Here is a 24982-nt window from a genome sequence, read left to right as displayed (position 1 = left end):
CTGCCCGCAACAAGGGCAAAGGCATGAGCAGTCAGGTTCCGCAATCTGGGGTACAACGACGCCGGGTGTTCTATATCCCCGGCTATGATCCGATCCATCCCCGCCGCTATCGCGAACTCTATCGGAAAGAGGGGCGCGCGCAGTCAGCGATTTCCGGGTATCGGTTGGAGGTCTCGGCCAAGACGGGCGATGGCCCCTATGGCTGGCACGTCCGGTCGGAGCAGGACGGGGCCGAAGTAGATACGGATGTCGAGGTTCTAGTCTGGTCCGACATCGTGCGCGACAGCATGGACAGCTCGATCCCGGCGACCTACTGGCAACTGCTGTGCACGGCCTCGATCTACATCTCGACTGGCACGCTGTGGCGGCTGATGCGGCTGCGCAAAGGACCGGTGATCGCCGCACTCTATCCGGTGGCGATGTTGCTGGGGCAGTTGGCGCTGGCGGGATTGGTCTTCTACGGTGTGGCAATGTTGTCCGAGTCCGCGATGCATTGGTTGGTTGAAGCTGTGGAAGGACCCGCGCTGTTCGGTCCCTATTTTGCGGCGCGGATGTATCTCAGCCTGGCTATTGGCGTGTTGGCGGGCTGGTGGGTCTTGCGCTGGTTCCGAAAGATCGACAACCGCCTGTTCGCCTATTACCTGATGCACGACTATGCCTATTCTGCGCGGCTGCGGGGAGAAACGCCGCCCGAGTTGCAGGCTCGGCTGGACGAATTCCGTGCCACTATTGCGGCAGCGCTACGGTCGCCCGTCGATGAGGTTCTGGTGGTGGGCCACAGTTCCGGCGCCCATCTGGGGGTTTCGGTTCTGGCCGACCTGCTGCGGCGGGGCGAGGTGCCACCGGATGGCCCGGTCCTGTCGTTCCTGACATTGGGGCAGGTGGTGCCGATGGTGTCATTCCTGCCGCGGGCCGGCCGGTTGCGGTCCGACCTGCAATTGCTGTCGCAGACCGAGCAGTTGACATGGGTCGACGTCTCGGCACCCGGGGATGGCTGCGCCTTTGCCCTATGTGATCCGGTTGCGGTCAGCGGGGTTGCCGGGCCGGGCAAGCGGTGGCCGCTGGTTCTGTCAGCCGCTTTTACGCAAACCCTGTCGCCCGAACGTTGGGCCGCGTTGCGCTGGCGGTTCTTCCGTTTGCATTTCCAGTATCTTTGCGCGTTCGACCGGCCTAGCGACTATGACTATTTCCGCATCACGGCCGGCCCGCTGACACTGGGCGCTCGGTTCGCCGGCCGGGCGCCGTCGAAATCGCGGATCGAGCGGGCGGTGTCCAAGTACCGGACGGTGCGCGCATGACCCCGCCCAAGCCGCCCGCCAGACCGGACAAGGTATCTCTGTGGCAATACCTGCGCATGTTCCGGCGTGACATCCTGTCGGCCCAGCCGCAACGCCTGTACCGCGCCTGGATGGCCGAGTTCCGCACCCCGTTCTTCCGGTCCTACCTGATCAACCAGCCCGAGCTGATCGACCGGGTTCTGAAACACCGTCCTCAGGATTTCCCGAAATCCGGCCGGATCAGCGAAGGCCTGCGGCCCCTGCTAGGCCAATCGGTATTCCTGACCAATGGCGCGACCTGGGAGCGCCAGCGCCGCATCATCGACCCGGCCTTCGAGGGCGGGCGGCTAAAACAAACCTTTCCCGCGATGCTGGCCTCGGCCGAGGCTTGCGCCGATCGCCTGCGCGACAGGACGGGCGTGCCGGTCGAGATCGAAGAGGTCACCAGCCATGCCGCCGCCGACGTGATCTTTCGCACCTTGTTCTCGGTGCCGATCGAGCACGAAATCGCCGCGCAGGTGTTCGAGAAGTTCCGCGCCTATCAGCGGCAGCAACCTCTGCTGAACCTTGCGGCTTTCGTGCCGCTGCCCGGCTGGGTGCCTCGGTTCCACCCGCGCAAGACCCGCCGTGCGGCGGCTGAAATCCGCGCCTTGATCGCCCGCCTGACCCGCGAGCGGGCCGCGCAGATCGCCGCCGGCGCCGCGCCCGACGATCTGGCCACCAAGATCATGACCACGTCCGACCCCCTGACCGGGCAGTGTTTCGATACCGATGAGATGATCGATCAGGTGGCCATCTTCTTTCTGGCCGGGCACGAGACCAGCGCCTCGGCCCTGGCGTGGACGCTGTACCTGATGGCCGCCTATCCCGACTGGCAGGACCGCGTGGCCGAGGAGGCCCGCGCGCAGGATGAAATCAGTTTTGCCAGCATGTCCAGACTGCGCATCAGCCGCGATGTGTTCCGCGAGGCGCTGCGCCTCTATCCCCCGGTCCCGATGATGGTGCGCGAGGCCACATGCCCTGAACGCTTCCGCGACCGCGACGTGCCCAAGGGCGCTCAGATCGTGATCAGCCCATGGCACCTGCACCGGCATGAACGGCTGTGGGAGGACCCCGACAGCTTTGACCCGGCCCGCTGGGCGACCGAAAACGGCAAAACCTGCCAGCGGGCGGCCTTCATCCCGTTTTCGGCCGGGCCGCGCGTCTGTACCGGGGCGGGGTTTGCGATGGTCGAGGGGCCGTTGATCCTGTCGACCCTGCTGCGCCGATACCGGTTCGAACCTGTCGAGGGCCGCTCCCCGGTCCCGGTGGCGCATCTGACGGTCCGGTCCCGCGACGGAATTTGGCTGCGCGTGGTTGAGCGCTAACAAACTATCATCGCCCCGCGCCATGCTGTATGCGGTTGGAAAAGCGGAATCATTACTGAACGGGAAAGTGTTATGTCCAAGGCTGAACAGCGCGAACAGATGATCAACGGTGCGGGTTTTATCGCGGCTTTGGATCAGAGCGGCGGCTCGACGCCCAAGGCGCTGGCGTTGTACGGGGTGCAGCCGTCCGACTATGGCTCGGACGAGGAAATGTTTGCCGAGATCCAGAAGATGCGCGCCCGGATCATCCTGGCCGATGACTTCACCCGCGACAAGGTGATCGGCGCGATCCTGTTCGAACGCACGCTGAGCGAGGAAATCGACGGTCGCAAGGTGGCCGATTACCTGTGGTCGGTCAAAGGCATCGTGCCGTTCCTCAAGATCGACAAGGGGCTGGAGGACACCGCCAACGGCGTGCAGCTGATGAAGCCCATCCCGGGCCTGGCCGAGACGCTGGCCAAGGCCGAAGGTGTGTTCGGCACCAAGGAACGCTCGGTCATCCACGAGGCCAATGCCGAGGGCATTGCCGCCGTGGTGAAACAGCAATTCGACGTGGCCCGCGAGGTGATCGCCGCCGGCATGGTTCCGATCATCGAGCCCGAGGTGAACATCAAGTCGGACACCAAGGCCGAAGCCGAAGAGATCCTGAAAGCCGAAATCCTCAAGAATCTCGACGAGTTGGGCAAGGGGCAGGACGTCATGCTGAAGCTGACCCTGCCCAGCAAGGCCAACCTGTATGACGAGGCCGCCGATCATCCGCGTGTTCTGCGGGTAGTGGCGCTGTCGGGCGGCTATTCGACCGACGAGGCCTGTGACCTGCTGGCGCAGAACGGCAAGATGATCGCCTCTTTCTCGCGCGCGCTGACCGAGGGGCTATCGAAACAGCAGTCGGATGCCGAGTTCAACGCGGCCCTGGGCAGCAATATCGACAAGATCTATCGCGCCTCGGTCTGAGGTCAGACCGGTTTGATGAACGAGCGGCGCATCTGCGCCGCTTTTTCGCGCATGGCGCAGCCGGTGGCGTGGTCATTCACCAGCCCCATCGCCTGCATGAAGGCAAACACCGTGGTGGGGCCGACAAATTTCCACCCGCGCTTTTTCAGATCCTTGGACATGGCAACCGACTCGGGCGAAGTCGAGGCCGTCTGCGGCGCCGGAGGGGTCTCGGGCTCGAACCGCCAGACATAGGCCGCCAGCGAGCCGGTTTCGGCCACCAGCTCCTGTGCGCGGCGGGCGTTGTTGATCACCGCCTCGATCTTGCCGCGATGGCGGATGATACCGGCATCTTGCAGCAGTCGTTCAACGTCCGCTTCAGAAAAACCGGCCATCACGTTGAAATCAAAATCGGAAAAGGCTTTGCGGAAATTCTCGCGCTTGGCCAGAATGGTGCGCCAGCTGAGGCCGGATTGAAAGCTTTCAAGGCAGAGTTTCTCGAACAGGCGCTGGTCGTCACCTACCGGATAGCCCCATTCATTGTCGTGATAGTCGAAGAATTCCGGCGCGGCCTGACACCAACCGCATCGCGGTTGGCCATCCGGCCCGGTCACGAGATCGCGCATCAAATGTACCCCTTTTGTTCTCATCCAGCCTAGACACCGACGGGGATCAGATCAAGCGCTGCGATCGGGTGACCGGTACCAGTTCAGAACAAAGACACGAATGGCCGACGCCAATCCAGTCTCGGGGTCGCGCGCGACATCAATTTCCGAGGCCAAGACATTGATTGGCATACCTTTTGCCTTGGCGATGTCCCGAAACGCCTGCCAGAACTCATCCTCGAGCGAGACCGAGGTTCTATGTCCCTTGAGGGTCAGCGAGCGTTTGACGGGCGGGCCGCTCATTCGTCCAGCTCGTGATTGTCCAGATCGCGGCGGGCTTTTTCCGTACGGGCCTTGTCCAGCTGTTTGTCTGCTTTGCTGCGCCCGAACGCCGCCGCGTTCCGGTCGGCGCAGGCCTTTTTCTCGGCCCGCGCCTTTTCCTTGCGATACCGGTTTAGATTGACCGGCTTGCCCATCAGTCCTTGGGCCCGATCATCTGCTCGGGGCGCACGACGGCATCAAAGGTTGCCTCGTCGACGAAGCCCAGCTTGATGGCCTCTTCCTTCAGCGTGGTGCCGTTCTTGTGCGCAGTCTTGGCGACCGTGGTGGCGTTGTCGTAACCGATGGTGGGGGCCAGGGCAGTAACCAGCATCAGCGATTCCTTCATCAGCTTGTCGATGCGCGCCTCGTTGGCCTTGGTGCCCAGCAGCATGCGCTCGGTAAAGCTGTCGGTCGCGTCGCCCAGCAGCTGGATCGACTGCAGCAGATTGTAGGCCATCATCGGGTTGTAGACGTTCAGTTCGAAATGGCCCTGGCTGCCGGCGAACTTGATCGCAGCGTCATTGCCCATGACGTGGGCTGCGACCTGGGTCAGCGCCTCGGCCTGGGTCGGGTTGACTTTGCCCGGCATGATCGACGATCCGGGCTCGTTCTCCGGCAGGATCAGCTCGCCCAGACCCGAACGCGGCCCCGACCCGAGGAAGCGGATGTCGTTAGCGATCTTGTAGCAACTGCCCGCGACGGTGGCCAAGGCGCCCGAGAGGAACACCATGGCGTCATGAGCGGCCAGCGACTCGAATTTGTTAGGCGCGGTGACGAAGGGCAGGCCGGTGATTTCGGCCATGTTGGCGGCGACGGCCTCGGCCCAGCCTTTCTGGGTGTTCAGCCCGGTACCGACGGCGGTGCCGCCCTGTGCCAACTCGTAGATGCCGGGCATGGCGGCGTTTACACGGGCGATGCCCTGACGGATCTGGTGGGCATAGCCGCTAAATTCCTGGCCCAGGGTCAGCGGGGTCGCGTCCTGCGTGTGAGTGCGGCCGATCTTGATGATGTCCTTGAATTCCGCCGACTTCTGCCCGAGCCCGGCGGCCAGCTTTTCCAGCCCCGGCAGCAGCACGTCACGCACGCTCATAGCGGTGGCGATATGCATGGCGGTGGGGAATGTGTCGTTCGATGATTGCCCCATGTTGCAGTGATCGTTCGGGTGCACCGGATCCTTCGAGCCGATCACGCCGCCCAGGATCTCGATCGCGCGGTTCGCGATGACCTCGTTGGCGTTCATGTTCGACTGGGTGCCTGATCCGGTCTGCCAGACGACCAGAGGGAAATTGTCGTCGAACTTGCCCTCGATCACCTCGCCGGCGGCCTGGATGATGGCGTCGGCGATGCGTGCGTCCAGCTTGCCCGTGGCCTTGTTCTGCATGGCGCAGGCCTTCTTGACCACGCCCAGCGCGCGCACGATGGCGACGGGCTGCTTCTCCCATCCGATGGGGAAGTTCATGATCGAGCGCTGCGTCTGCGCCCCCCAATACTTGTCGGCAGGAACCTCGAGCGGGCCAAAACTGTCGGATTCGGTGCGGGTCTGAGACATCTGTCACTCCGTCTGGTATGCAGTCGCATGCCGTTTAACCGCAGCTAAGCTAAGGTTCAATCGGCCAGTTGCGCGCACCTTAGTCCGAAGGGCAAAAAAGGTATAGCCATGCGGTGTGCGTCACTTTTCTTGGTTGGTCACAGGGACGTACCATTGTGCCCGTTCCCGGCTGAGCTAAGATATAGAAGGCAACCGCGGAGAAAGAACCATGAATCGCTCAGACCGGACCTCATTTTTCGCGCAAATGGCCCGATGGCTGTCGATACTGGCGTTTGGAATTTTGTTGGCGTCTCCGGGATGGGCGCAGGACATTGGTCCCTTTGTCGGCGACTATGTCGGATCTGCCGACGTGGTGGATGCGGACGGATCGTCGACCCCGCGCGACATGAGCGTTTCCATCGCAGAGACTGGCGAAGGGTTCGTGGTCAAATGGACGACTACCACCTACAAAGCTGACGGCCGGGTGAAAGAACAAAGCTTTTCGGTCGAGTTCCGACCCTCTGATCGGAACAACATCTATTCCGCAGCCATGAAGCGGAATGTCTTCGGTCATGAGGTTCCGCTGGACCCGATGAAGGGGGAACCCTTTGTCTGGGGGCGGATCGAAGGGGAAACACTGACCGTCTTCTCGCTGTTCATAGATGAGGACGGCGGATACGAATTGCAGCAGTATGACCGGACACTGGCCGAGGGCGGGCTTAACCTGTCCTTTTCCCGGTTCAGAGATGGACAGAAGTCGCGTTCGGTCGAAACATTCCTGGAAAAACAATAGGCTCCGCCAAAAAAGCGAAGCCTCGTCCAATGGCCGCGAATTACTTGCGGAAGCTGTCCAGCGATACAATATCCGCATCGTGATGCGGCTCGTCGTCGGGTTCGACCTCGATCGACTCGGCCTCGATTTCCACCGGGTCCTCATCTTCTTCGTCCGAGCTTTCGAAGCGCAGGCCGAATTCGACCGACGGATCGACAAAGGTCTGGATGGCCGAATAGGGGATATACAACGGCTCCGGAGCGTCACCGAAATTGAGCGTGATGGCAAATCCGTCCTCGCCAACCTCGAGATTTTCGAACCAGTGCTGCACCACGATCGTCATCTCATCAGGGTAGCGTTCGCGCAGCCAGTCAGCGATTTCGACGCCGGGCTCACGGGTATCGAACGTGATGAAGAAATGGTGCGCGCCGGGCAGTCCGGTTTCAGAAACGCGCTTCAGAACAGTCTTGATCAGCCGGCGCATAGCGGTGTGCATCAAGTTGCCGTAGTCAATGCCTTGCGACATGTGTCATCCTCGAAAGTGGTTATCCCAAGCATAAGGGATTTGATCGGAAACGAAAGAGCGGGTTGCGTCTGATTGTTCAAACCAGATGCAGGATTGCGCCTGCACCTATCATGATGCCCAGCGTCGTTGCCAGACCGGTTTTTCTTATGAAAATCAAGACACCGGCAAGGCATGTCAATCCAACGGCTGCGATGTCCAAGGTCGAAAAAACCGGAATGGGCAGTGAGATCGGACCAAACTCGACTTTTCCGATGGTTCCAAACAGGACGTGCAGTCCGAACCACACCGACAGGTTGAGAATCACACCGACGACCGCCGCGGTAATTGCGCGCAATGCTTCCGACAGTCTCGGTCTTTGCGCTATGACGTCCAGGTAAGGCGCGGCAACGAATATCCACAGGAAACACGGAACGAAGGTCGCCCACAGCGCAACGACCCCGGCTGCCAGCGCAAGGGACATCCCGCCCGCCAATTGCCCGGCGAGCATGGCGACGAATTGTGTGACCAGTATCAATGGGCCGGGGGTGGTTTCTGCCAGTCCCAGCGCATCGATCATCTGATCGGTAGAGATCCATTGATAGTTCTCGACGACCGTCTGGGTCATGTAGGCCAGCACCGCATAGGCCCCGCCGAAAGTGACTACTGCCAATCGAGCAAAGAACCAGCCCAGATCGCTTAGCAATGTCTGGCCGGAAAGGGTCAACAACACCAGCGGAGCCAACCACAGAAACAGCCAGAGCGCTGCGGTCCGCACGGGCCGAGCCAACGCGGTATCGACATTCTGCGAAACTGAAGGCTGCTCTGAAGGCTTACGTGAAAAGCCCCAGACAGCCGCGGCCAGAATGATCAGGGGGAAAGGTAGATTCAGAGCGAAGATCGCCAAGAACGCCAGTATCGCAAGAATCCCGGGCTCTGCCCCAGATAGAGTTTTGCGAGAAAGATTGAGCACCGCCTGGAGAACGATCACGATAACCGTGGCCTTGATCCCGAGAAATGCAGCCTGGACCAGGGGAAGGTCTCCGTAGGCAGCATACAGGCCGACCAGCACGGCTATCACCAGCGCTCCGGGCAGAACGAACAGGCCGCCGGCAATCAGCCCGCCCGGCACGCCCCGCAGCCGCCAACCGGCATAGGTGACCAGTTGCATGGCTTCGGGGCCGGGCAGCAACATGCACAACGACAGCGCGCGCAGAAAGGTCTGCTCATCCAACCATGGCCGCCGTTCGACCAATTCCTGGTGCATCAATGAGATCTGTGCCGCTGGGCCACCAAATGAGAGGAGGCCAATGCGGCCGAACACCCGGACCAGTTCTGCCAGTGGGGGGTTCACTACCGGGGCTCCGCCCTGCATGCGCCGGTTTCGGCGGTCCTCGGTCGGCTCCATCCGATATTCGGAGCATAGGTGCTGATCCGACCACCAGCGATCATTGGAAACTGCGCAGCCATGGCATGTGCCCCTTTGGATTTGGAGACATGCGAACCCGGGCTGCCGCCGGGCAGGGCGTTCACATGCTGACCCCGTGTGCTCTTGCTACTCGGGGTCAGGTTGCGCGGTCAAGAACCGGTTCAGGCCCAGTCCAGCCGTTGCCCTGTCATGCAGACGGGCAAGGTATCCTGCGGGAACTGACCGAGCTGTTCAAACAGGGAAACGAAGTCGAACTGGTTGTAGGCTTCGACCATCTTGTCACCTTTGAAGCGCGCCATCACTTGGCCTGTGACCTCCAAGGGCGCGCCGTTGTCCGCCCGCGAGGTCCGCACATGCAGAACGGCCGACGCCCAATCGCCGTTTTCGATAATTTTGGGCAAGTCCACCTGGATTTCGCCCAGAACGTGCCGAAAGGCCATGACCAGGTCGCGAAAGTCGTCCGCGCCGACCTGCATTTCGGGTATCAGCCCTTCGGCCATCGTTTCCGGGGCAAAATACTGGTCGATCGCGTCAATATTGCCTTTTTCCCAGACCTCGGAATACCAGGCCCTGAGTATCTCTGAATGAGTCATCCCAACTCTCCTGTCTGTCTTCCGCTACTTTGAATGACAGGAGTGAACAGTTTCTGAATGGCGGCCGATTTCGGCGTAAAAACTCAGACAAAATCTAGGGAAATGCAGGTTTCTGTTGCCAGGTACCTGCGAACCCCGCCTTACGCGGCTAGGCGCAAGGACTTAAGTTTCGGTCTGGTTACTGCTTACGCAGCAACGGCAACCGGAGCACGATTGTCATTTGCAATTGTACTGTTTTCGCCGGTAACGGTGGCAGACAGCCGAGACAAAGCTAACCCCTTTAGACGTTCGTCGATCCTGTTTCGGCCCCATGATCCCCAAATGAAGGATGTATGGTGGAGCCGCCGGGTACCGCCCCCGGGTCCGATCCGCTTATTACGAGCGCGTTTATGTCCATAGTCCCGAAGGACAGGATTTATATAGGTGAGGATATTTGCGGATGCAAACCCCCAAAGCGCGGGATCATGGCGATTTTTCCAACCTTTCACGCGGGCTTGGAGGGGTTGGCGGCGATCAGCCAGATCGCCAGCACCAGCTCGATTCCGCCGAAGGTCAACGCTTTGGCCAAGGGGGGATTGTCCAGCAGAACCGACACGAACCGACCCAGCGCCGCGCCCGCATAGACCACGCCCAACATCGCGTAGGCCATCGGGTGGTTCAGCCACAATACGGCGATGCCGGTCACGACAAACAGCCCGCCGACCGAGGCCCGCATCTCGCTGAGGCCCATCGTGCTGTTGGTGGGCGCAAGGTCCAGCGAGGCCGCCGTCCAGGCCGGAGCCAGAAAGCCGAACAGGCCAAAGCCGATGGTCAGAAGGGCTGCGATGATGTTGAGTGTTCCGGTCATGGGGGCCTCGCTTTTCAAATGCCTGCCCGTCGAACCTAATCTGTTTCGGGGCAGGGGGAAGACCTCAGATTGCGGCCCAGAGGCCGAGCACCCCCACAAGGATCAGGCTGAGCGCCCAGACCATTTCCAGGTTGAACCAGCTGCGCGACAGAAACTGCAGGCCCAGCCAGCGATAGACCGCGAAGGCCAGCGCACCGCCGCCCAGCATCATAGCGCCCGTATGGACCGCGGCCACAGCCAGGACCAGCAGGCCATTGGTGCCCATGATCTCTGACACGGCTCTGTGGCCAGTATCCAGCTCGTCCAGCCCGCACAGGCCCAGATAGATCGGGACCAGCATCAGCGCCGCACCATGCGCCAACGCCACCAGAAACGACCACAGCGCCAGCCGACTGGGCGGTACGCGCGCCAGAAACCGTGGGTGGCGCCGGGTGATCGCGATGTAGAGCCCCATGGCGATTACGATCAGGGCCGCTCCGATCCGGATTTCGCGCTGATAGTCTACAAGGATGGTCATCAGCGCGAAGGGCAGCAACACACCCAGCATCGCCACAAAATGCCCGCCCGCCAGCGCTACCAACGCGCGCCAGAGGGCGGATTGGCGTTGCTCCATCAATGCCGCCGACACGGCCAGCGGCCAGCCCATGCCGGGGTTCAACCCGTGATAGGCGCCGCTCAGAACAACGGCCAGCCAGAGGCCGGCCGTCGATGTCATCAAGACGTCCAATTCAGACCGAAGGGTAGCAGAAACTGTCGGTGGAGCAGTCTCCTCCCTCAAGCCGGATCTGGTGGCTGCGATACCCTTTCGGGAAATCCACCCAGAAACCCTTGTCCAGTGTCAGGCCGCCTTTTTCGCCCACATCTGCCTTGACCATCGCAGCGCCGCGATCGCCGGGATAGAATTGGTCATCCCACGTGGAATAAAGCGAATTGGTCCAGTAGACGCGTTTGCCGTCACGGCTGATCTCGACCATCTGCGGGCCATAACCAAAGTCCTTGCCGTTGGGATGCTTGGTTTTCTTGACGATTCCGCCGATCTCGACCTTGCCGGCCAGCTTGGGCTTCATCGGGTCCGAGACATCGTATTGGTGCATTTCACCGGTGCCCCAGCACGCGACATACAGGTATTTGTCGTCCAAGCTCAGGTCGATGTCGGTCACCAGAGGCGGCACCGCCGAAAACCCTTTGAGCAGATCAGGAAGATCATCCGGATCAGCGGGTTGCGGGTCGATCGTGATGGTCTTCTTGGCCTCGAAACTGCCATCCTTGTTGCGCCACCAGGTAAAGATTGCGCCCTGAAGATTGGTGGTGTCGACCACCACACCGCAGAATCCGTATTGCTTGACCGGGTCATGCGCCGGCCGGATTTCCAGCGCCATCTGGTGGTTCTCGCCCAAATCGATGGTCTGGATGTTGGTGCGGTCGCGCAGGTTCCAGAAATGGATCCGGTGGCCATATTTGTTCGACAGAAGATCTTCGGCCACGATCCCGTTTTCGAATTGCGGGGGCAGACCCCATTCGGAACTGACCATGTAGTCACGCGGCAGGTTCCACCAGAAATCATAGTGCTTGTCCTGCACGCCGCGCTCGATCTCGTAACGCCCGATGATGTCGAAGGTCTCGCAATCCATGATGAAGATGCCCGGAGGTCCATCGGTGCCATCCGGCCCGCCACCGCCCAAGGTGCTGACATAGATGCCTTCGGGTCCGCAATGGATCGTGTGGGGGCGGGAATATCCCGTCTTTGCAAAGACTTCTTCGGGTTCGATGATCTTGTGAATTTTGGCCTTCAGCGGCTCTTTCACGTCAATCACGTAGATCCGGCTGGAACGGATACCGGGGATGATCAGGTACCGGCGCTCAAGAAAAGCGTGGCCGGTCAGCGGAGACAGGGCCGAAGAACAGGCGTTCCATCCGAAATGGTGAAACTCGTCGCCCTTGTTGGGCATCATCACCTTGTGAACGATCTTTCCGTAATCGCCCGAAGTTGGGTCGACATTCACAACCGCCAAGCCATCGGGCTGCGAAAAATCGGGGCTGAGCATCAGCGTGAAGGCCAAGGTTTCGGGCGGGGCCTCCATGGCCATCTTGGCGGATGGATAGAATGTTGGATCCGGTCTTTTGTTCATAACGTCCTCCCGTAAGTCATTGAAAATCAATTTTATTGAGAGTGCCGGTCTTCCCGCCGGATGATGGTCTGCCTGCTCGAGTGTCCTTTCCGTTGATGTGATGCGTCAAGAAGAATTCAGAGTGTCTTCAGGCCGGTTTCCGCCGACGTTCGGCCACATCATGGGCCAGGCGGCGGGTGTAGGTTTCCAACTCGACCAGCGCGGCGTCGACGGTCTCGGCGTCCTGCGCCTCCAGCGCGTCGGCGATCTTGCTGTGCAGGCGGATGATCTCCTCGCGCGAGCGGGCGGTGAAGGTGATCATGTTCATCAGGGGCTGCATCGCCTCGACGGCTCCGGCCAGTTGATAGGACAGGACAGGGTTGCCCGCGCCATCGACCAGTGCCCGGTGAAAAGCCACGTCCGAGGCGCAGAAGGCCTCATCCGTCAGACCGGGCTGCGCCTGACGGAAGATTTCCGCGCGCATGGTGGCCAATTGATCGGCGGTGCGCCGCTGGGCCGACAGGCGCGCGCAGGCACGTTCCAACGCATAGCGGGCCTCGCAAGCGGTGTCGAAGCTGACCTCGTTCATCGACAGCAACAGCGTCGAAGTCGTGATCTGCTGAGAATAGGCGTCCTGAAAACTCAGCCGGTTGACGAAGGCACCCCCCGTCGCGCCGCGCTGGGTACGGATCAGCGATTGCGCCGCCAGCCGTTTCAGCGCCTCGCGCACGGTGGGGCGCGACACCTGGAACTGGTCCGCAAGCTCGGATTCCGAGGGCAGGCGCTCGTCCACGATCAGCTCTCCTGATACGATGGCATCGCGGATGGCCTGGGCGATCTGCGCGGACAGGTCGGTGCTTTTCTGGGGATCGATTTTCATCTTCTGCAGGCCGCCGTGAAAAATTTATTTGTCTGACATTTAAAAGTCTGACATTTGAAAAGCAAGCACCGAGTCGGGAGGGAACATGAGTCGGGCACTTCTACGCAGTGGTTTGTGGCTGGGCTTTTTCGTCCTGATCCTGTGGGCCTGGTGGGTGATGTACACCATGAGCCGCGACATGGGCGTCGATTGGATTGGCCGACCCGGGCCAATGGCCGAGGCGATGCGTGCGATGGATCCCCGCATGGACATGTACATGCCGATGGCCGAGTTCGGCCCGCTGTTCGTGATGTGGGCGATCATGATGGCCGCGATGATGCTTCCGACGTTGGTTCCGACACTGAAAAGCTATGAGGATTTGATCCAGAGCGCCAATGGAACAAGGCTTGGGTGGGTCGGCGTTCTGTTGGGCTATTTCGTAGTCTGGGCCGGGTTCGCCGCGTTGATCACAGGTGTTCAGCTGGCTTTGCTGTTCGGGGGCGTGATCGACATGCTGGGCATTGCCAAGTCTCCGCTTTTTGCCGCCGGTCTTCTGATTGCCGTCGGTGCCTTTCAATTCACGCGCGCCAAGGAGGTGTGCCACGGGGTGTGTCATGCACCCATGACCTATTTCCTTGGACACTGGCGCACCGGCTTCTCTGGCGGTCTGCGCATGGGGCTGGGGCTGGGCGCCTTTTGTGTCGGCTGCTGCTGGGGGTTCATGGCGCTTGGCTTTGTCGGAGGCGTGATGAGCCTGCTGTGGATGGGTTTGGCGACCCTGTTCATGGTGTTGGAGAAATTGCCCCAGATCGGTCATGTTCTGACACGGCCGCTGGGTTTCGCTTTGATTGCAGGTGGCCTTGGGCTACTGATCTACCCAATTGCATACGGAGGATAAGCCGATGGCAAAAAACCGTAAACCCGATGCCGACAAGCTGCCGGTCAGTCAGCGAATTGACAGCCGGATGCCAAATCCCAAGCGCCGCGAGATGAGCCCGACGGACTGGGCCATCAAGGGTGAGCTTATCCTGAACTGCTCCTGCGACGTGTTCTGCCCCTGCGTGGTTTCGCTGGGGGCGCACCCTCCGACCGAAGGGCATTGTCATGCGTGGATGGGTGTGATCATCGACGAGGGACACTATGAAGGTGAGGACCTGTCGGGTCTGAACGTTGGTCTGCTGGTAGATATTCCCGGCCGGATGGGCGAAGGCCAGTGGAAGGTCGCCGCGTACGTGGATGAGCGCGCAAGTGGCAAGGCGTACAACGGCCTGTTGCAGATTTTCAGCGGGCAGGCCGGTGGCACCACTGGGCTGTTCACGATGCTGGTGAGTGAAATCATCGGGGCCGAGCGTGCTCCGGTGCAGATCGAGCGCGACGGCAACAAACGCCGCATCGTCATCGGCCGCAAGATCCAGGGTGAGATCGAGATGCTGGCAGGCAAAGATCCCGAGCATCCGGTCATGGTTTCGAATTCCAAGTATTGGATGGGTCCGGACATCATCGTGGCGCGTGGCACCAAGTCGAAGGTGCGCGACTATGGTCGTGTCTGGGATTTCGGCGGCAAATCGGCCGAAATCTGCCCGATCGACTGGCACGGACCCAAGTGATGATCACCGGCGCCTATGCTCGGCAGATGGCCCGCTATAACCACTGGCAGAACAGCCAGTTGGCGGGCTTTCTTCAAGAGCTTTCGACCGAGGAATTGACCCGGGAACGCGGTGCATTTTTCGGGTCGATCCTGGGGACTGCCAACCATCTGCTGTGGGGCGACTGGATCTGGATGTCCCGGTTCGACAAAGGGCCGGGGCCTGAAAGCAATCCGCACCGCAAGGGCGGCGGTATTCACGAAAGCGTCCACTTGTGTCCGGATCTGGCGCACTGGCTGCCGCTGCGCGAGACCATCGATGCGCGGATCGATGCTTGGGTTGAAACTCTGGGCGACGAGCCAATCTCGGGTCCGTTCACCTGGTATTCCGCGGCAAAAGAAGAAGACATTACATTACCTTACGCCGTGTGCGTGATGCATTTTTTCAATCATCAAACGCATCACCGGGGACAAATCCACAAAATGCTGACCGAGGCCGGGTCTGAGGCTCCGGTCAGTGATCTCGTTTTCTTGCCCGAGGAGGTCTAAGTGCCACAGATTTCTTTGTCGCGCCGGCTGCGGCGCACGCCGTTCTCCGACGGGGTCGAGGCGGCCGGTGTCAAAGGTTATACCGTGTACAACCGGATGTTGCTGCCGACAGTTTTTGAAAGCGTCGAGGCCGACTATCGGCATCTCAAGACCCATGTGCAGGTCTGGGATGTGTCTTGCGAGCGGCAGGTCGAACTGCGCGGCCCGGATGCGGCGCGGCTGATGCAGATGCTGACACCGCGCGACCTGCGCGGCATGTTGCCGGGCCAGTGCTACTATGTGCCGATCGTGGACGAAACCGGCGGAATGTTGAACGACCCGGTGGCAGTGAAACTGGCGGATGACCGCTGGTGGATTTCGATCGCAGACAGTGATTTGCTGTTGTGGGTCAAAGGCTTGGCCAACGGATATCGACTGGATGTTCTGGTGGACGAGCCGGACGTGTCGCCCTTGGCGGTGCAGGGACCCAAGGCGGATGACCTGATGGCGCGGGTCTTTGGCGACCGGGTGCGCGATATCCGCTTCTTCAAGTTCGACATGTTCCAGTTCGAGGGGCGTGATCTGGCGATTGCGCGGTCGGGTTATTCCAAACAGGGCGGGTTCGAGATCTATGTCGAAGGCAGCGACATCGGCATGCCCTTGTGGAATGCGCTGTTTGACGCCGGAGAGGACCTGCAGGTTCGGGCGGGCTGCCCCAATCTGATCGAGCGGATCGAAGGCGGGTTGCTGTCTTACGGCAACGACATGACCGACGACAACACGCCCCATGAATGCGGGTTGGGCAAGTTCTGCAATACGCATACGGCCATTGGCTGCATCGGGCGGGATGCGCTGTTGCGGGTGGCCAAAGAAGGGCCGGTTCAGCAAATCCGCCCGATCGCGATTGAGGGAGACGCGGTGCCGCCCTGTGATCGGCCGTGGCCGGTCTATGGCGATGGCAAACGCGTGGGCCAGGTGACCTCAGCCACCTGGTCGCCGGATTTTCAAACCAACGTGTCGATCGGTATGCTGCGGCTGAGCCACTGGGATCCGGGAACGCAGGTCGAAGTCGAAACGCCGTCTGGAATGCGGACTGCAATCGTGCAGGACAAGTTCTGGATTTGAGCCGGGAAGGGCGCGCGAGACGCGCCCGGGAAGCATATGGGCCAGATGACAGATCGGTCGGGCCACGGTCAATGAAAGGAATTGGAATATGTTCAACGCTTTGGTGATGGAAAAGGACGAGGAAAGCGGACTGGCCAGCCCGGTGATCAAGCAGATCTCGGAAGATGACTTGCCGCATGGTGAAGTGCGTGTGGCCGTCGAGTTCTCGACCGTCAACTACAAGGATGGTTTGTGCATGTCGCCCAAGGGCGGCGGTTTGGTGCGGAGTTACCCGCATGTGCCAGGGATCGACTATGCCGGAACTGTCGAGGAATCCTCGGACAACAGGTACAAGCCCGGTGACAAAGTGGTGTTGACAGGTTGGCGCGTGGGTGAGGCGCATTGGGGCGGATACGCCCAGAAGGCCAGCGCGCTGGCCGACTGGCTCGTCCCTCTGCCCGAGGGGTTGAGCACGCGCCGGGCCATGGCCGTGGGAACTGCCGGTTTTACCGCGATGCTGGCGGTGATGGCGCTGGAAGATCACGGTCTGACGCCCGACCGCGGGCCGGTTCTGGTAACCGGTGCAGCCGGGGGCGTCGGCTCGGTTGCCACGGCGATTTTGGCCAATCTGGGATACGAAGTTGCGGCAGTGACCGGGCGGCCTGAAACCGAAGACTATCTGAAGGCGCTTGGTGCGACGTCGATCGTGCCGCGTGACGAGTTGAACGAAACCACCAAACGTCCGCTGGAAAGCGAAACCTGGGCTGGCTGCGTTGATGCCGTCGGGGGCGCAATGCTGGCGCGCGTTCTGGGTCAGATGAAGTATGGCGCCTCAGTGGCAGCGGTCGGTCTGGCCGGTGGCGCGGGCTTGCCGGCGACCGTCATTCCGTTCCTGCTGCGCGGAGTCAACCTGTTGGGTATCGACAGCGTGATGCAGCCGTTCGACAACCGACTGCGGGCCTGGCAGCGGGTGGCTTCGGATCTGCCGATGGACAAGCTGGAAGCGATGATTCAGCCGGCCACTCTGAATGATCTTCCGAAGCTGGGTGCCGACATCCTCAACGGTCAGGTCAAGGGACGCGTGGTCGTTGACCTGAACGCCTGAGCCTTAGTTTTTTCTGTTCCAGACCGGCCCGCCACAGGGCTGGTCTTTTTTGTCCGGGGGATCGGGTTTTTCGCGGAAACAACTCTGGTCATTGCCACATTTCCCGACCATGATTGCTATACATCCCAGGTGCGATGGCGTAAGAGCCATTCCAACATCACCTGAAGACGGGGAGTGAGCAGCATGTCTGACGATTTTGAACTGGACACCGATGATCTGAAACGCCGCATGGATGGCGCGATGGCCAACCTCAGAACCGAATTCGCGTCGCTGCGCACCGGGCGTGCGTCGGCTTCGATGCTCGAGCCGGTTATGGTGGATGCGTATGGGTCGATGACACCGATTAACCAGGTCGGCACTGTAAACGTTCCCGAGCCGCGCATGGTCACCGTGAATGTTTGGGACAAGTCTTTGGTCGGCAAAGTGGAAAAGGCGATCCGGGAAAGCGGACTGGGCATCAACCCGCAGCTGAACGGAACGATCATCATGCTGCCTATCCCCGAGCTGAACGAAGAGCGCCGCCGCGAGCTGGGCAAAGTGGCCGGGCAATACGCCGAACACGCCCGCGTTGCCATTCGCAACGTGCGCCGCGATGGCATGGATCAGATCAAGAAAGCCAAGGCCGACGGCCTGTCGGAAGACGATCAGAAGTTCTGGGAAACCGAGGTTCAGGAACTGACCGACCAGATGATCAAGGCCGTAGATGCGGCCCTTGAGGCCAAGCAGGCCGAAATCATGCAGGTTTGAGCGCAAGCCATGCCCGCTGATCCCCAAAACGAGCCCCCCTGTGGACCGCGTCACGTGGCCATCATCATGGATGGCAACGGTAGGTGGGCCCAGGCGCGCGGCCGGCCACGGCTGTACGGGCATCACGCCGGTGCCCGTCGGGTGCGCGAAGTGGTCGAAGCCTGCCCGGGGCTGGGGATCAAGTACCTGACGATTTTTGCCTTCTCGACGGAAAACTGGAAACGGACCCAGGTCGAGGTTGCCGGTTTGATGAGCCTGTTCAAGCGCTACATCATCAAGGAAACCCGAACCCTGGCCCAAAACGGTATCCGTGTCCGATTCATCGGCGACAGGGTGCGGCTGGATGCCAAACTGATCGAGTTGATGGACACGCTGGAGCGCGAGACGTCCGACAATGACCTTGTCCACCTGACCGTCGCTCTCAATTATGGTGGTCGGGACGAAGTGGCCCGGGCAACCAAGCGGCTGGCGCGGGACGTTGCCGCAGGCAACCTGCGGCCAGAAGATGTCGACGAGGAAACGCTGCCCAGATATCTGGACACGCGCGTCCTGCCTGACCCCGATTTGGTCATTCGCACCAGCGGCGAGGCGCGGATATCGAATTTCCTTCTCTGGCAATCCGCTTACTCGGAATACGAATTCATCGACACGCTCTGGCCCGACTTCACCGCGGCCGAGCTGGAACGGCTGTGCAAGAGCTTCGGGTCGCGCGAACGCCGGTTCGGAGCAGTTCCGGCATGACGGACGGCCGATGGTCCGACCTCACCACCCGGGTGTTGTCTGCCCTGGTACTGGTCGCTATTGGAGTGGTCGAGGTTTGGCTGGGCGGACTATGGTTCGAGACATTTGTTGCCGCAGCGTGCGGTCTGATGACCTGGGAACTGGTTCGCATGATCGATTCCGATCGGATGGGCGTCGCGGTTCAGTTGGGAATCCTGACCGGCGTTGCCGTCATGCTCAGCTATCATGTTCCGCCGCTCTACAAACTGCCCTTTCTGATCGCGCCCGCACTGGTCGGGGCAGGGCAGGTCTCGCACTCACGCGGGATCTACGTGCTGTTTGCCATGTGGATTGCCTGTGCGGGTTACGGGTTTATCCAGATCCGCGAGACGATGGGGTTTGGCTGGATGGTCTGGTTGATCCTGGTCGTCGTTGCCACGGACGTAGCTGGGTACTTCGTGGGAAAGACGTTCGGTGGCCCGAAGTTCTGGCCGCGGGTCAGCCCCAAGAAAACCTGGTCGGGCACGGCGGGCGGCTGGGTGGCAGCCGCGCTGGTGGGCGCAGCCGTTGCCGCGTATGCCGGGTTTGGCTATCGGTTTGTTTTGGTTTCGGTCCTGGCCTCGATGGCCAGCCAGGCCGGTGATATCGTGGAAAGCGCCGTCAAGCGGCGGTTCGGGGTCAAAGACAGCTCGAACCTGGTGCCAGGACATGGCGGTTTTCTGGATCGATTTGACGGCATGATGGGTGCATCGCTGATGGTTCTGATCGCGTCGCTGGTCTATTCGCCCGGGGAAATCTGATGCGAAAGGTTTCGATATTCGGCGCGACCGGATCGATTGGCCAGAATACGAGCGATCTGATTGCTCGGGCCCCGGAGGATTACAAGGTGGTCGCCGTCACCGGCGGGGCGAATGTCCGGCAGTTGGCGCAGGACGCCCGCCGGCTGGGCGCTGAAGTGGCAGTAACCGCCTTTGACCAGCATCTGGATGATCTTCGCGATGCATTGTCCGGCACAGGGATCGAGGCCGCCGCGGGCACAACCGCGCTGATCGAAGCGGCCGCTCGCCCAGCAGACTGGGTCATGTCCGCCATTGTTGGCTCGGCCGGTTTGGCGCCGGGGCTTGAGGCTTTGAAGCAAGGCGCGACCCTGGCCTTGGCAAACAAGGAAACTCTGGTGTGTGCTGGCCCGCTCGTTCTGGAAACCGCGGAACGCCACGGCGCGCGTCTGCTGCCTGTCGACAGCGAGCATTCGGCGGTCTTTCAGGCGCTTGTGGGTGAAGACATGGATGCGGTCGAGCGCATCATCATCACTGCCAGCGGCGGCGCCTTTCGCGACTGGCCGGTCGAGAAGCTGGCCGGCGCTACGGTCGAGCAAGCTTCGAGCCACCCCAATTGGGACATGGGACAGCGGATAACGATCGACAGCGCCTCGATGTTCAACAAGGCGCTGGAAGTAATCGAGACCAAAGAGTTTTTCGGGATCAACCCTGACCGGATCGAGGTTGTGGTTCACCCGGAATCCATCGTGCATGCTCTGGTCGGATTTCGCGATGGCGCAGTGATGGCGCATTTGGGCGCGCCTGATATGCGGCATGCGATCGGCTATGCACTGCATTGGCCCGAAAGGCGCGACCTGCCGGTGCCGCGCCTGGACCTGGCCAAGCTGGGTCAGCTGCGTTTTCGTGATCCGGACCCGGCGCGTTACCCGGCCCTGCGGCTGGCCCGCGAGGTCATGGAACGCGGTGGCCTGTCAGGCGCGATCTTCAACGCTGCCAAGGAGCGTGCGTTGGATCATTTCATCGGTCAACGCATCGGCTTTCTGGACATGACCGACGCCGTGGCCGCCGTTCTGGACCGTTTCGACGATGCAGGCGGCCTTATTGATGCCCCTTTGACCCTTGATAACGTCCTGAAAACGGACCATCTGGCACGTCAATGGGTGGATGACGCCGTACTACGAAGAGCAGGATAGAATTTTGGACATACTCTCGCTGATCCCGCAATTTGGTGGGCTGGTCTATACGATTGCCGCATTCGTCGTGGCGCTGTCCGTCATCGTGGCGGTGCATGAATACGGGCACTACATCGTTGGCCGCTGGTCCGGGATCCATGCCGAGGTGTTCTCGTTGGGGTTTGGTCCGGTGCTTTGGAGCAGAATGGACAAACGCGGCACCAAATGGCAGATCGCTCTGCTGCCTTTTGGCGGTTACGTGAAATTCCTGGGCGATGCCAATGCGGCCTCGGGCAAGGACACCGAGACGATGGCCGAAATCACCACGCAGAGCCCCGAAGAATTGCGTCGGACGATGCATGGCGCACCGCTTTGGGCGCGGACTGCCACGGTTGCAGCCGGGCCGGTCTTCAATTTCGTTCTGTCGATCCTTGTCTTCGGTTTGATCTTCTGGTCGCAAGGCGTGACCCGCGAGCCACTGACGGTCGGATCGCTGAAACCTCTGCCGGGCACCGTGCAGGAGCTTCAGGAGGGGGACGAAATCGTTGCGATCGCTGGCATCCCCACGCCTGATTTCGATCAGGAGGGGGCCTGGACCGAGTTTACCGAAGCGCTGCCGGTGCAGCCGGTTCTCGAATACACTGTCATCCGCGACGGCCAGACCCTCGACGTGTCGGCTCCGTGGCTGTTCCCGCCCTTGATCCAGCAGGTCGCCCCGCGCAGTGCTGCGATGGATATCCAGTTGCAGGCGAGCGACGTCATCACCTCGGTTGATGGCGAACCGATTTTTGCCTTCGAACAGCTTAAGGAAAAGGTCGAAAGCTCGGACGGAAAGGTGCTTCTGCTGGACGTCTGGCGCGACGGCGCCGAGTTGGAATTTGCACTGGCGCCGCGTCGCACGGATGAACCGCAGGCGGACGGCGGCTTCAAAACCGAATGGCGGATTGGAATCGTCGGCGGCATGATGCTGGTGCCGGCGACCGAACCTGCGGGTCTAGTCGACTCGCTGCATGGCGGTGTCATCCAGACCGGCCGCATCATCGAGGGGTCGCTGTCCGGTATTTGGCACATGGTCACCGGTGCGATCAGCACCTGCAACATGTCCGGACCCATTGGTATCGCGGAAACCTCAGGCGCGATGGCGAGCCAAGGGGCACAGAGCTTCATCTTCTTCATCGCGGTTCTGTCCACTGCTGTAGGCCTGCTGAACCTGTTCCCAATCCCGGCATTGGACGGGGGGCACCTTGTTTTCTACGCCTACGAAGCCGTCGCAGGGAAACCGCCCAGCGACCGAGCTTTGCAACTGTTGATGGCGGTGGGCATCACGTTAATTCTCAGCCTCATGATCTTCTCGGTAAGCAACGACCTGTTCTGCTGATTGTGGCGGCATTGACGCGTTACGGTCGCAAAATTGCCTCAATTCAAACCTAGTTTGTTTGGTGTAATTTTGCCGAGACGTGCAATCAAGCGGGCTGTAACCAATGACCAAGGCATTGCGAAATTCCTATCGGGGCTTCAGCTTCCTGTTTGTATTGAACTGGGACGCGTTGCTGAGCTTTGGGCTGACCGCTTTGGCACTGGCAGGCGCCGCATATCTGGCCGGTATGTGATTCCCCATACCCAGCTGAACGACTCGAGCGCGACCGATCCGGTCGCGTTTTTCGTTTGTGCTTTTGACAAGGCCCATCAGAGCGGCTACTCAACTTCTAAAGTCCGAAATTCTAGGTAGAGACAAAAATGGCTTACAGGAGAGGCGCGGGCACATCCTGCGGTACTGCGCAACCGCACGACAATATTCTGTGGCGGGCACTAACGATTTTTTTCCTCTTTGCGGCAATGAGTTTTACGGCGATACCGCAAGCCGCCCAGGCCCAGACCTACACGATTTCGTCGTTCGATGTTCAGGGCAACCGTCGCATTGAGACGTCCACCATCATCGCCCGGACAGGAATCACACCCGGTCAGACAGTCACTGCGGGCCAGTTGAATGACGCCTACCAGCGTTTGCTTGACAGTGGTGTTTTTGAGACAGTCGAATTGACCCCGCGCGGGAACACTCTGGTGATCGAGGTCGCCGAGTATCCGACGATCAACAAGATCAGCATCGAGGGCAATCGCCGCGTCAAGGACGACGTGTTGATCCAGGCAATCTCGTCGCAGCCTCGCCGGGTGTTCACCCCGCAGGTCGCGGAGTCCGACGCTGACAAGATCGCCGAAATCTACTCGGCGCAAGGGCGTGTGTCGGCCACTGTCATTCCGCGGATCATCCGCCGCAGCGACAACCGGGTGGATCTGGTTTTTGAAGTCGCCGAAGGCACCACGATTGAGATCGAGCGCGTCAGCTTTGTTGGAAACCGAGCATATTCGGACCGTCGTCTGCGCCGTGTCCTTGAATCCAAGCAGGCCAACATCCTGCGTACCTTCCTGCGCGGTGACACGTTCATTGCCGACCGCATCGAATTCGACAAACAGGTCCTGCGTGATTTCTACCTGTCGCGCGGCTATGTCGATTTTCGGATCAACAGCGCCAATGTCGAGTTCACGCGTGAGCGCGACGCCTTCTATCTGGTGATGAACATTACCGAAGGTCAGAAATTCTCGTTCGGCAACATCTCGACGGTCAGCGAAATCCCGGGCGTTGATGCGGCCGAGTATCAGAAGGCCCTCAAGATCAAACCTGGTGTTACGTATTCGCCAACTCTGATTGAGAATTCGATCGCTCGGCAGGAGCGTCTTGGCCTGAAGCAGGGCGTCGACTTTCTGCGCGTTGAGCCGCGCGTGACCCGCAACGACCGTGACCTTACGCTGGACGTTCAGTTCGTGCTGACCAGAGGCCCGCGCATTTTCGTCGAACGGATCGACATCGAGGGCAACACGACCACTCTGGACCGGGTCATCCGGCGCCAGTTCGACACGGTCGAGGGTGACCCCTTCAACCCGCGCGAAATCCGGCAGAGTGCCGAACGTATCCGGGCCTTGGGATTCTTCTCGGTCGCGGATGTGGAAACCCGCGAAGGGTCCAGCCCCAGCCAGGTGATCGTGGACGTGGATGTCCAGGAGCAGCCGACCGGTTCACTGGCGTTGGGCGGCAGCTACTCGGTTTCCGACGGTTTCGGGATCGCCATCCGGCTTGAGGAACGGAACTTCCTCGGGCGCGGACAGGAATTTGGCCTGACGTTGTCGACTGCGCAGGACTCTGAACAGTACGTCATCAACTTTGCCGAACCGTACCTGTTGGGCCGCAAACTGCGTTTTGATCTGGGCTTTGGTCTTTCAAGGACCAATTCCAGCTTTGCCAGCTATGACACCAAGAGCGTGTTCATCAATCCGCAGCTCAGCTATGCGATTGGCGAACTGTCCTCGTTGCGGCTGCGTTACAACTGGAACAAGTCCGAGATGTCGCAGCAGGATGACGAGGTCAACGGGGCAGTCATCGCGTCGGAAATCGCGCAAGGCAAGCGTTCGACAAGCTCGCTGGGGCTGGCCTATGTCTATGACAGCCGGCTGGGCGGCCTGAACCCGAATGCAGGTGTTCTGTTCGAGGTCGGCGTGGACGCGGCTGGCCTTGGTGGCGACAACAAGTACTTCAAGACCTCGACCCGGGCGATTGCCCAGACAAAGGTTCTGAACGAGGAAATGACGCTGCGTGCGTCCTTCGAGGCCGGCGCGCTCCATTGGCAAGGTGACGACTTCAGTCGGGCAATTGACCGTTATGTTCTGGGTCCGACAACGTTCCGCGGCTTCGAGCCGGCCGGTATCGGCCCTCGTGACCTGTCGAACGGGCAGGATGATGCGATCGGCGGCAACTACTACTGGGTCGCCCGGTTCGAGTCGGACTTCCCGTTGGGTCTGCCCGAGGAACTGGGGCTGCGCGGCGGTGTCTTCTATGACATCGGCAACCTGTACAACATCAACAATGTTGATACGACAGGTGCCAATATCGTCGGCGCAGACGGCTCGATCCGTCAGGTCATCGGCGTCTCGCTGCTATGGGATACGCCGTTCGGTCCGCTGCGGTTCAACTTCTCGCAGGCCGTGAAGAAGGAAGACTTCGACAAAGAGCAGAACTTCGACTTTACCATTCAGGCACGGTTCTGACGT

27 protein-coding genes and 1 other RNA gene are annotated in these 24982 nt (G+C 60.5%); 16 read left to right on the top strand and 12 right to left on the bottom strand.

The genetic code is table 11. The annotated features are described in order from the left end of the window. Positions 1-23 precede the first annotated feature (23 nt). From AC2FM5_RS00520 to AC2FM5_RS00510, 3 genes are all read left to right on the top strand, one after another. On the top strand, positions 24-1298 hold the full coding sequence (locus tag AC2FM5_RS00520; protein WP_170439316.1) for a hypothetical protein: 1275 nt from the start codon (positions 24-26) through the stop codon (positions 1296-1298). After that, positions 1295-2644: a cytochrome P450 gene (locus AC2FM5_RS00515; protein ID WP_496733299.1), complete on the top strand. Its 1350-nt coding sequence runs from the start codon at positions 1295-1297 to the stop codon at positions 2642-2644. The genes AC2FM5_RS00520 and AC2FM5_RS00515 overlap by 4 nt, the downstream gene beginning before the upstream one ends. Before the next feature lie 72 nt (positions 2645-2716). Next, positions 2717-3598 (top strand): fructose bisphosphate aldolase, encoded by an 882-nt coding sequence (locus AC2FM5_RS00510; RefSeq protein WP_496733298.1) that lies wholly within the window; start codon positions 2717-2719, stop codon positions 3596-3598. Positions 3599-3600: 2 nt separating this feature from the next. On the opposite strand, the gene AC2FM5_RS00505 is transcribed toward AC2FM5_RS00510, so the two are convergent. From AC2FM5_RS00505 to fumC, 4 genes are read right to left on the bottom strand one after another with little or no spacing between them, the layout of a single operon-like run. Then, positions 3601-4203 carry a DNA-3-methyladenine glycosylase I gene (locus AC2FM5_RS00505; protein WP_170367064.1) on the bottom strand — a complete coding sequence of 201 codons (603 nt, stop codon included), beginning with the start codon at positions 4201-4203 and terminating at the stop codon, positions 3601-3603. A gap of 51 nt (positions 4204-4254) precedes the next feature. Next, the gene (locus AC2FM5_RS00500) at positions 4255-4485 is read right to left on the bottom strand and encodes a ribbon-helix-helix domain-containing protein (protein ID WP_170367065.1); all 231 of its coding nucleotides are present in this window, start codon (positions 4483-4485) and stop codon (positions 4255-4257) included. Next, positions 4482-4658, bottom strand: a complete 177-nt coding sequence (locus AC2FM5_RS00495; protein WP_170367066.1) for a DUF4169 family protein — start codon at positions 4656-4658, stop codon at positions 4482-4484. Before AC2FM5_RS00495 ends, AC2FM5_RS00500 begins: the two co-directional genes overlap by 4 nt. Further along, positions 4658-6052 (bottom strand): class II fumarate hydratase, encoded by a 1395-nt coding sequence (fumC, locus tag AC2FM5_RS00490; RefSeq protein WP_170357728.1) that lies wholly within the window; start codon positions 6050-6052, stop codon positions 4658-4660. The genes AC2FM5_RS00495 and fumC overlap by 1 nt, the downstream gene beginning before the upstream one ends. A 244-nt stretch (positions 6053-6296) precedes the next feature. Between fumC and AC2FM5_RS00485 the strand changes: the two genes are divergently transcribed. Further along, positions 6297-6824, top strand: coding sequence for a hypothetical protein (locus tag AC2FM5_RS00485; RefSeq protein ID WP_170357954.1), 528 nt, complete (start codon positions 6297-6299; stop codon positions 6822-6824). A 40-nt stretch (positions 6825-6864) separates the two neighbouring features. On the opposite strand, the gene AC2FM5_RS00480 is transcribed toward AC2FM5_RS00485, so the two are convergent. From AC2FM5_RS00480 to AC2FM5_RS00445, 8 genes are all read right to left on the bottom strand, one after another. Then, a complete protein-coding gene (locus AC2FM5_RS00480; RefSeq protein WP_496733297.1) occupies positions 6865-7329 on the bottom strand; it encodes an SspB family protein in 465 nt (154 codons plus the stop codon). A 76-nt stretch (positions 7330-7405) separates the two neighbouring features. After that, on the bottom strand, positions 7406-8680 hold the full coding sequence (chrA, locus tag AC2FM5_RS00475) for a chromate efflux transporter (protein ID WP_496733296.1): 1275 nt from the start codon (positions 8678-8680) through the stop codon (positions 7406-7408). 215 nt (positions 8681-8895) lie between these two features. After that, positions 8896-9327 (bottom strand): ester cyclase, encoded by a 432-nt coding sequence (locus AC2FM5_RS00470; RefSeq protein ID WP_093961996.1) that lies wholly within the window; start codon positions 9325-9327, stop codon positions 8896-8898. Between the two features lie 101 nt (positions 9328-9428). Next, positions 9429-9776, bottom strand: a transfer-messenger RNA (tmRNA) gene (gene ssrA, locus AC2FM5_RS00465). A 35-nt stretch (positions 9777-9811) separates the two neighbouring features. Beyond that, positions 9812-10174 carry a DUF4345 family protein gene (locus AC2FM5_RS00460; protein WP_496733295.1) on the bottom strand — a complete coding sequence of 121 codons (363 nt, stop codon included), beginning with the start codon at positions 10172-10174 and terminating at the stop codon, positions 9812-9814. Between the two features lie 64 nt (positions 10175-10238). Further along, complete coding sequence (locus AC2FM5_RS00455) at positions 10239-10889, bottom strand: hypothetical protein (protein WP_170363509.1); 651 nt, start codon at positions 10887-10889, stop codon at positions 10239-10241. A 13-nt stretch (positions 10890-10902) separates the two neighbouring features. Further along, a complete protein-coding gene (locus AC2FM5_RS00450; RefSeq protein ID WP_170390029.1) occupies positions 10903-12303 on the bottom strand; it encodes a selenium-binding protein SBP56-related protein in 1401 nt (466 codons plus the stop codon). A 127-nt stretch (positions 12304-12430) separates the two neighbouring features. Next, on the bottom strand, positions 12431-13162 hold the full coding sequence (locus AC2FM5_RS00445) for a FadR/GntR family transcriptional regulator (protein ID WP_170339285.1): 732 nt from the start codon (positions 13160-13162) through the stop codon (positions 12431-12433). 85 nt (positions 13163-13247) lie between these two features. Here AC2FM5_RS00445 and AC2FM5_RS00440 point away from each other — a divergent pair, with 85 nt between their 5' ends. From AC2FM5_RS00440 to bamA, 12 genes are all read left to right on the top strand, one after another. Beyond that, complete coding sequence (locus tag AC2FM5_RS00440) at positions 13248-14039, top strand: DUF2182 domain-containing protein (RefSeq protein ID WP_170367071.1); 792 nt, start codon at positions 13248-13250, stop codon at positions 14037-14039. Positions 14040-14043: 4 nt separating this feature from the next. Then, positions 14044-14748 (top strand): DUF1326 domain-containing protein, encoded by a 705-nt coding sequence (locus AC2FM5_RS00435; RefSeq protein WP_093962001.1) that lies wholly within the window; start codon positions 14044-14046, stop codon positions 14746-14748. Continuing rightward, entirely contained in the window at positions 14748-15275 is a 528-nt protein-coding gene (locus AC2FM5_RS00430; RefSeq protein ID WP_496733294.1) for a DinB family protein, read from the top strand. The genes AC2FM5_RS00435 and AC2FM5_RS00430 overlap by 1 nt, the downstream gene beginning before the upstream one ends. Beyond that, a complete protein-coding gene (locus tag AC2FM5_RS00425; protein ID WP_496733293.1) occupies positions 15276-16379 on the top strand; it encodes a dimethylsulfoniopropionate demethylase in 1104 nt (367 codons plus the stop codon). It abuts the gene before it with no gap. Between the two features lie 88 nt (positions 16380-16467). Further along, a complete protein-coding gene (gene acuI, locus AC2FM5_RS00420; RefSeq protein ID WP_496733291.1) occupies positions 16468-17463 on the top strand; it encodes an acryloyl-CoA reductase in 996 nt (331 codons plus the stop codon). 183 nt (positions 17464-17646) lie between these two features. Then, positions 17647-18210: a ribosome recycling factor gene (gene frr, locus AC2FM5_RS00415; protein WP_170338696.1), complete on the top strand. Its 564-nt coding sequence runs from the start codon at positions 17647-17649 to the stop codon at positions 18208-18210. A gap of 9 nt (positions 18211-18219) precedes the next feature. Continuing rightward, entirely contained in the window at positions 18220-18951 is a 732-nt protein-coding gene (uppS, locus tag AC2FM5_RS00410; RefSeq protein ID WP_170357748.1) for a polyprenyl diphosphate synthase, read from the top strand. Further along, positions 18948-19730, top strand: a complete 783-nt coding sequence (locus AC2FM5_RS00405) for a phosphatidate cytidylyltransferase (RefSeq protein ID WP_496733290.1) — start codon at positions 18948-18950, stop codon at positions 19728-19730. Before uppS ends, AC2FM5_RS00405 begins: the two co-directional genes overlap by 4 nt. After that, positions 19730-20902 (top strand): 1-deoxy-D-xylulose-5-phosphate reductoisomerase, encoded by a 1173-nt coding sequence (dxr, locus tag AC2FM5_RS00400; RefSeq protein WP_496733289.1) that lies wholly within the window; start codon positions 19730-19732, stop codon positions 20900-20902. The genes AC2FM5_RS00405 and dxr overlap by 1 nt, the downstream gene beginning before the upstream one ends. A gap of 4 nt (positions 20903-20906) precedes the next feature. Then, a complete protein-coding gene (gene rseP / locus AC2FM5_RS00395) occupies positions 20907-22259 on the top strand; it encodes an RIP metalloprotease RseP (RefSeq protein ID WP_496733288.1) in 1353 nt (450 codons plus the stop codon). A 103-nt stretch (positions 22260-22362) separates the two neighbouring features. Continuing rightward, a complete protein-coding gene (locus AC2FM5_RS00390; RefSeq protein ID WP_254920122.1) occupies positions 22363-22491 on the top strand; it encodes a hypothetical protein in 129 nt (42 codons plus the stop codon). Positions 22492-22618: 127 nt separating this feature from the next. Further along, on the top strand, positions 22619-24979 hold the full coding sequence (gene bamA / locus AC2FM5_RS00385; RefSeq protein ID WP_170390042.1) for an outer membrane protein assembly factor BamA: 2361 nt from the start codon (positions 22619-22621) through the stop codon (positions 24977-24979). The last annotated feature ends 3 nt before the right edge of the window (positions 24980-24982 follow it).

It is taken from the genome of Ruegeria sp. BHSA162 (genome assembly GCF_059613385.1).
The sequence above is the reverse complement of the archived record's forward strand: the minus strand, read 5'-3'. Positions and strand labels throughout refer to the sequence as shown.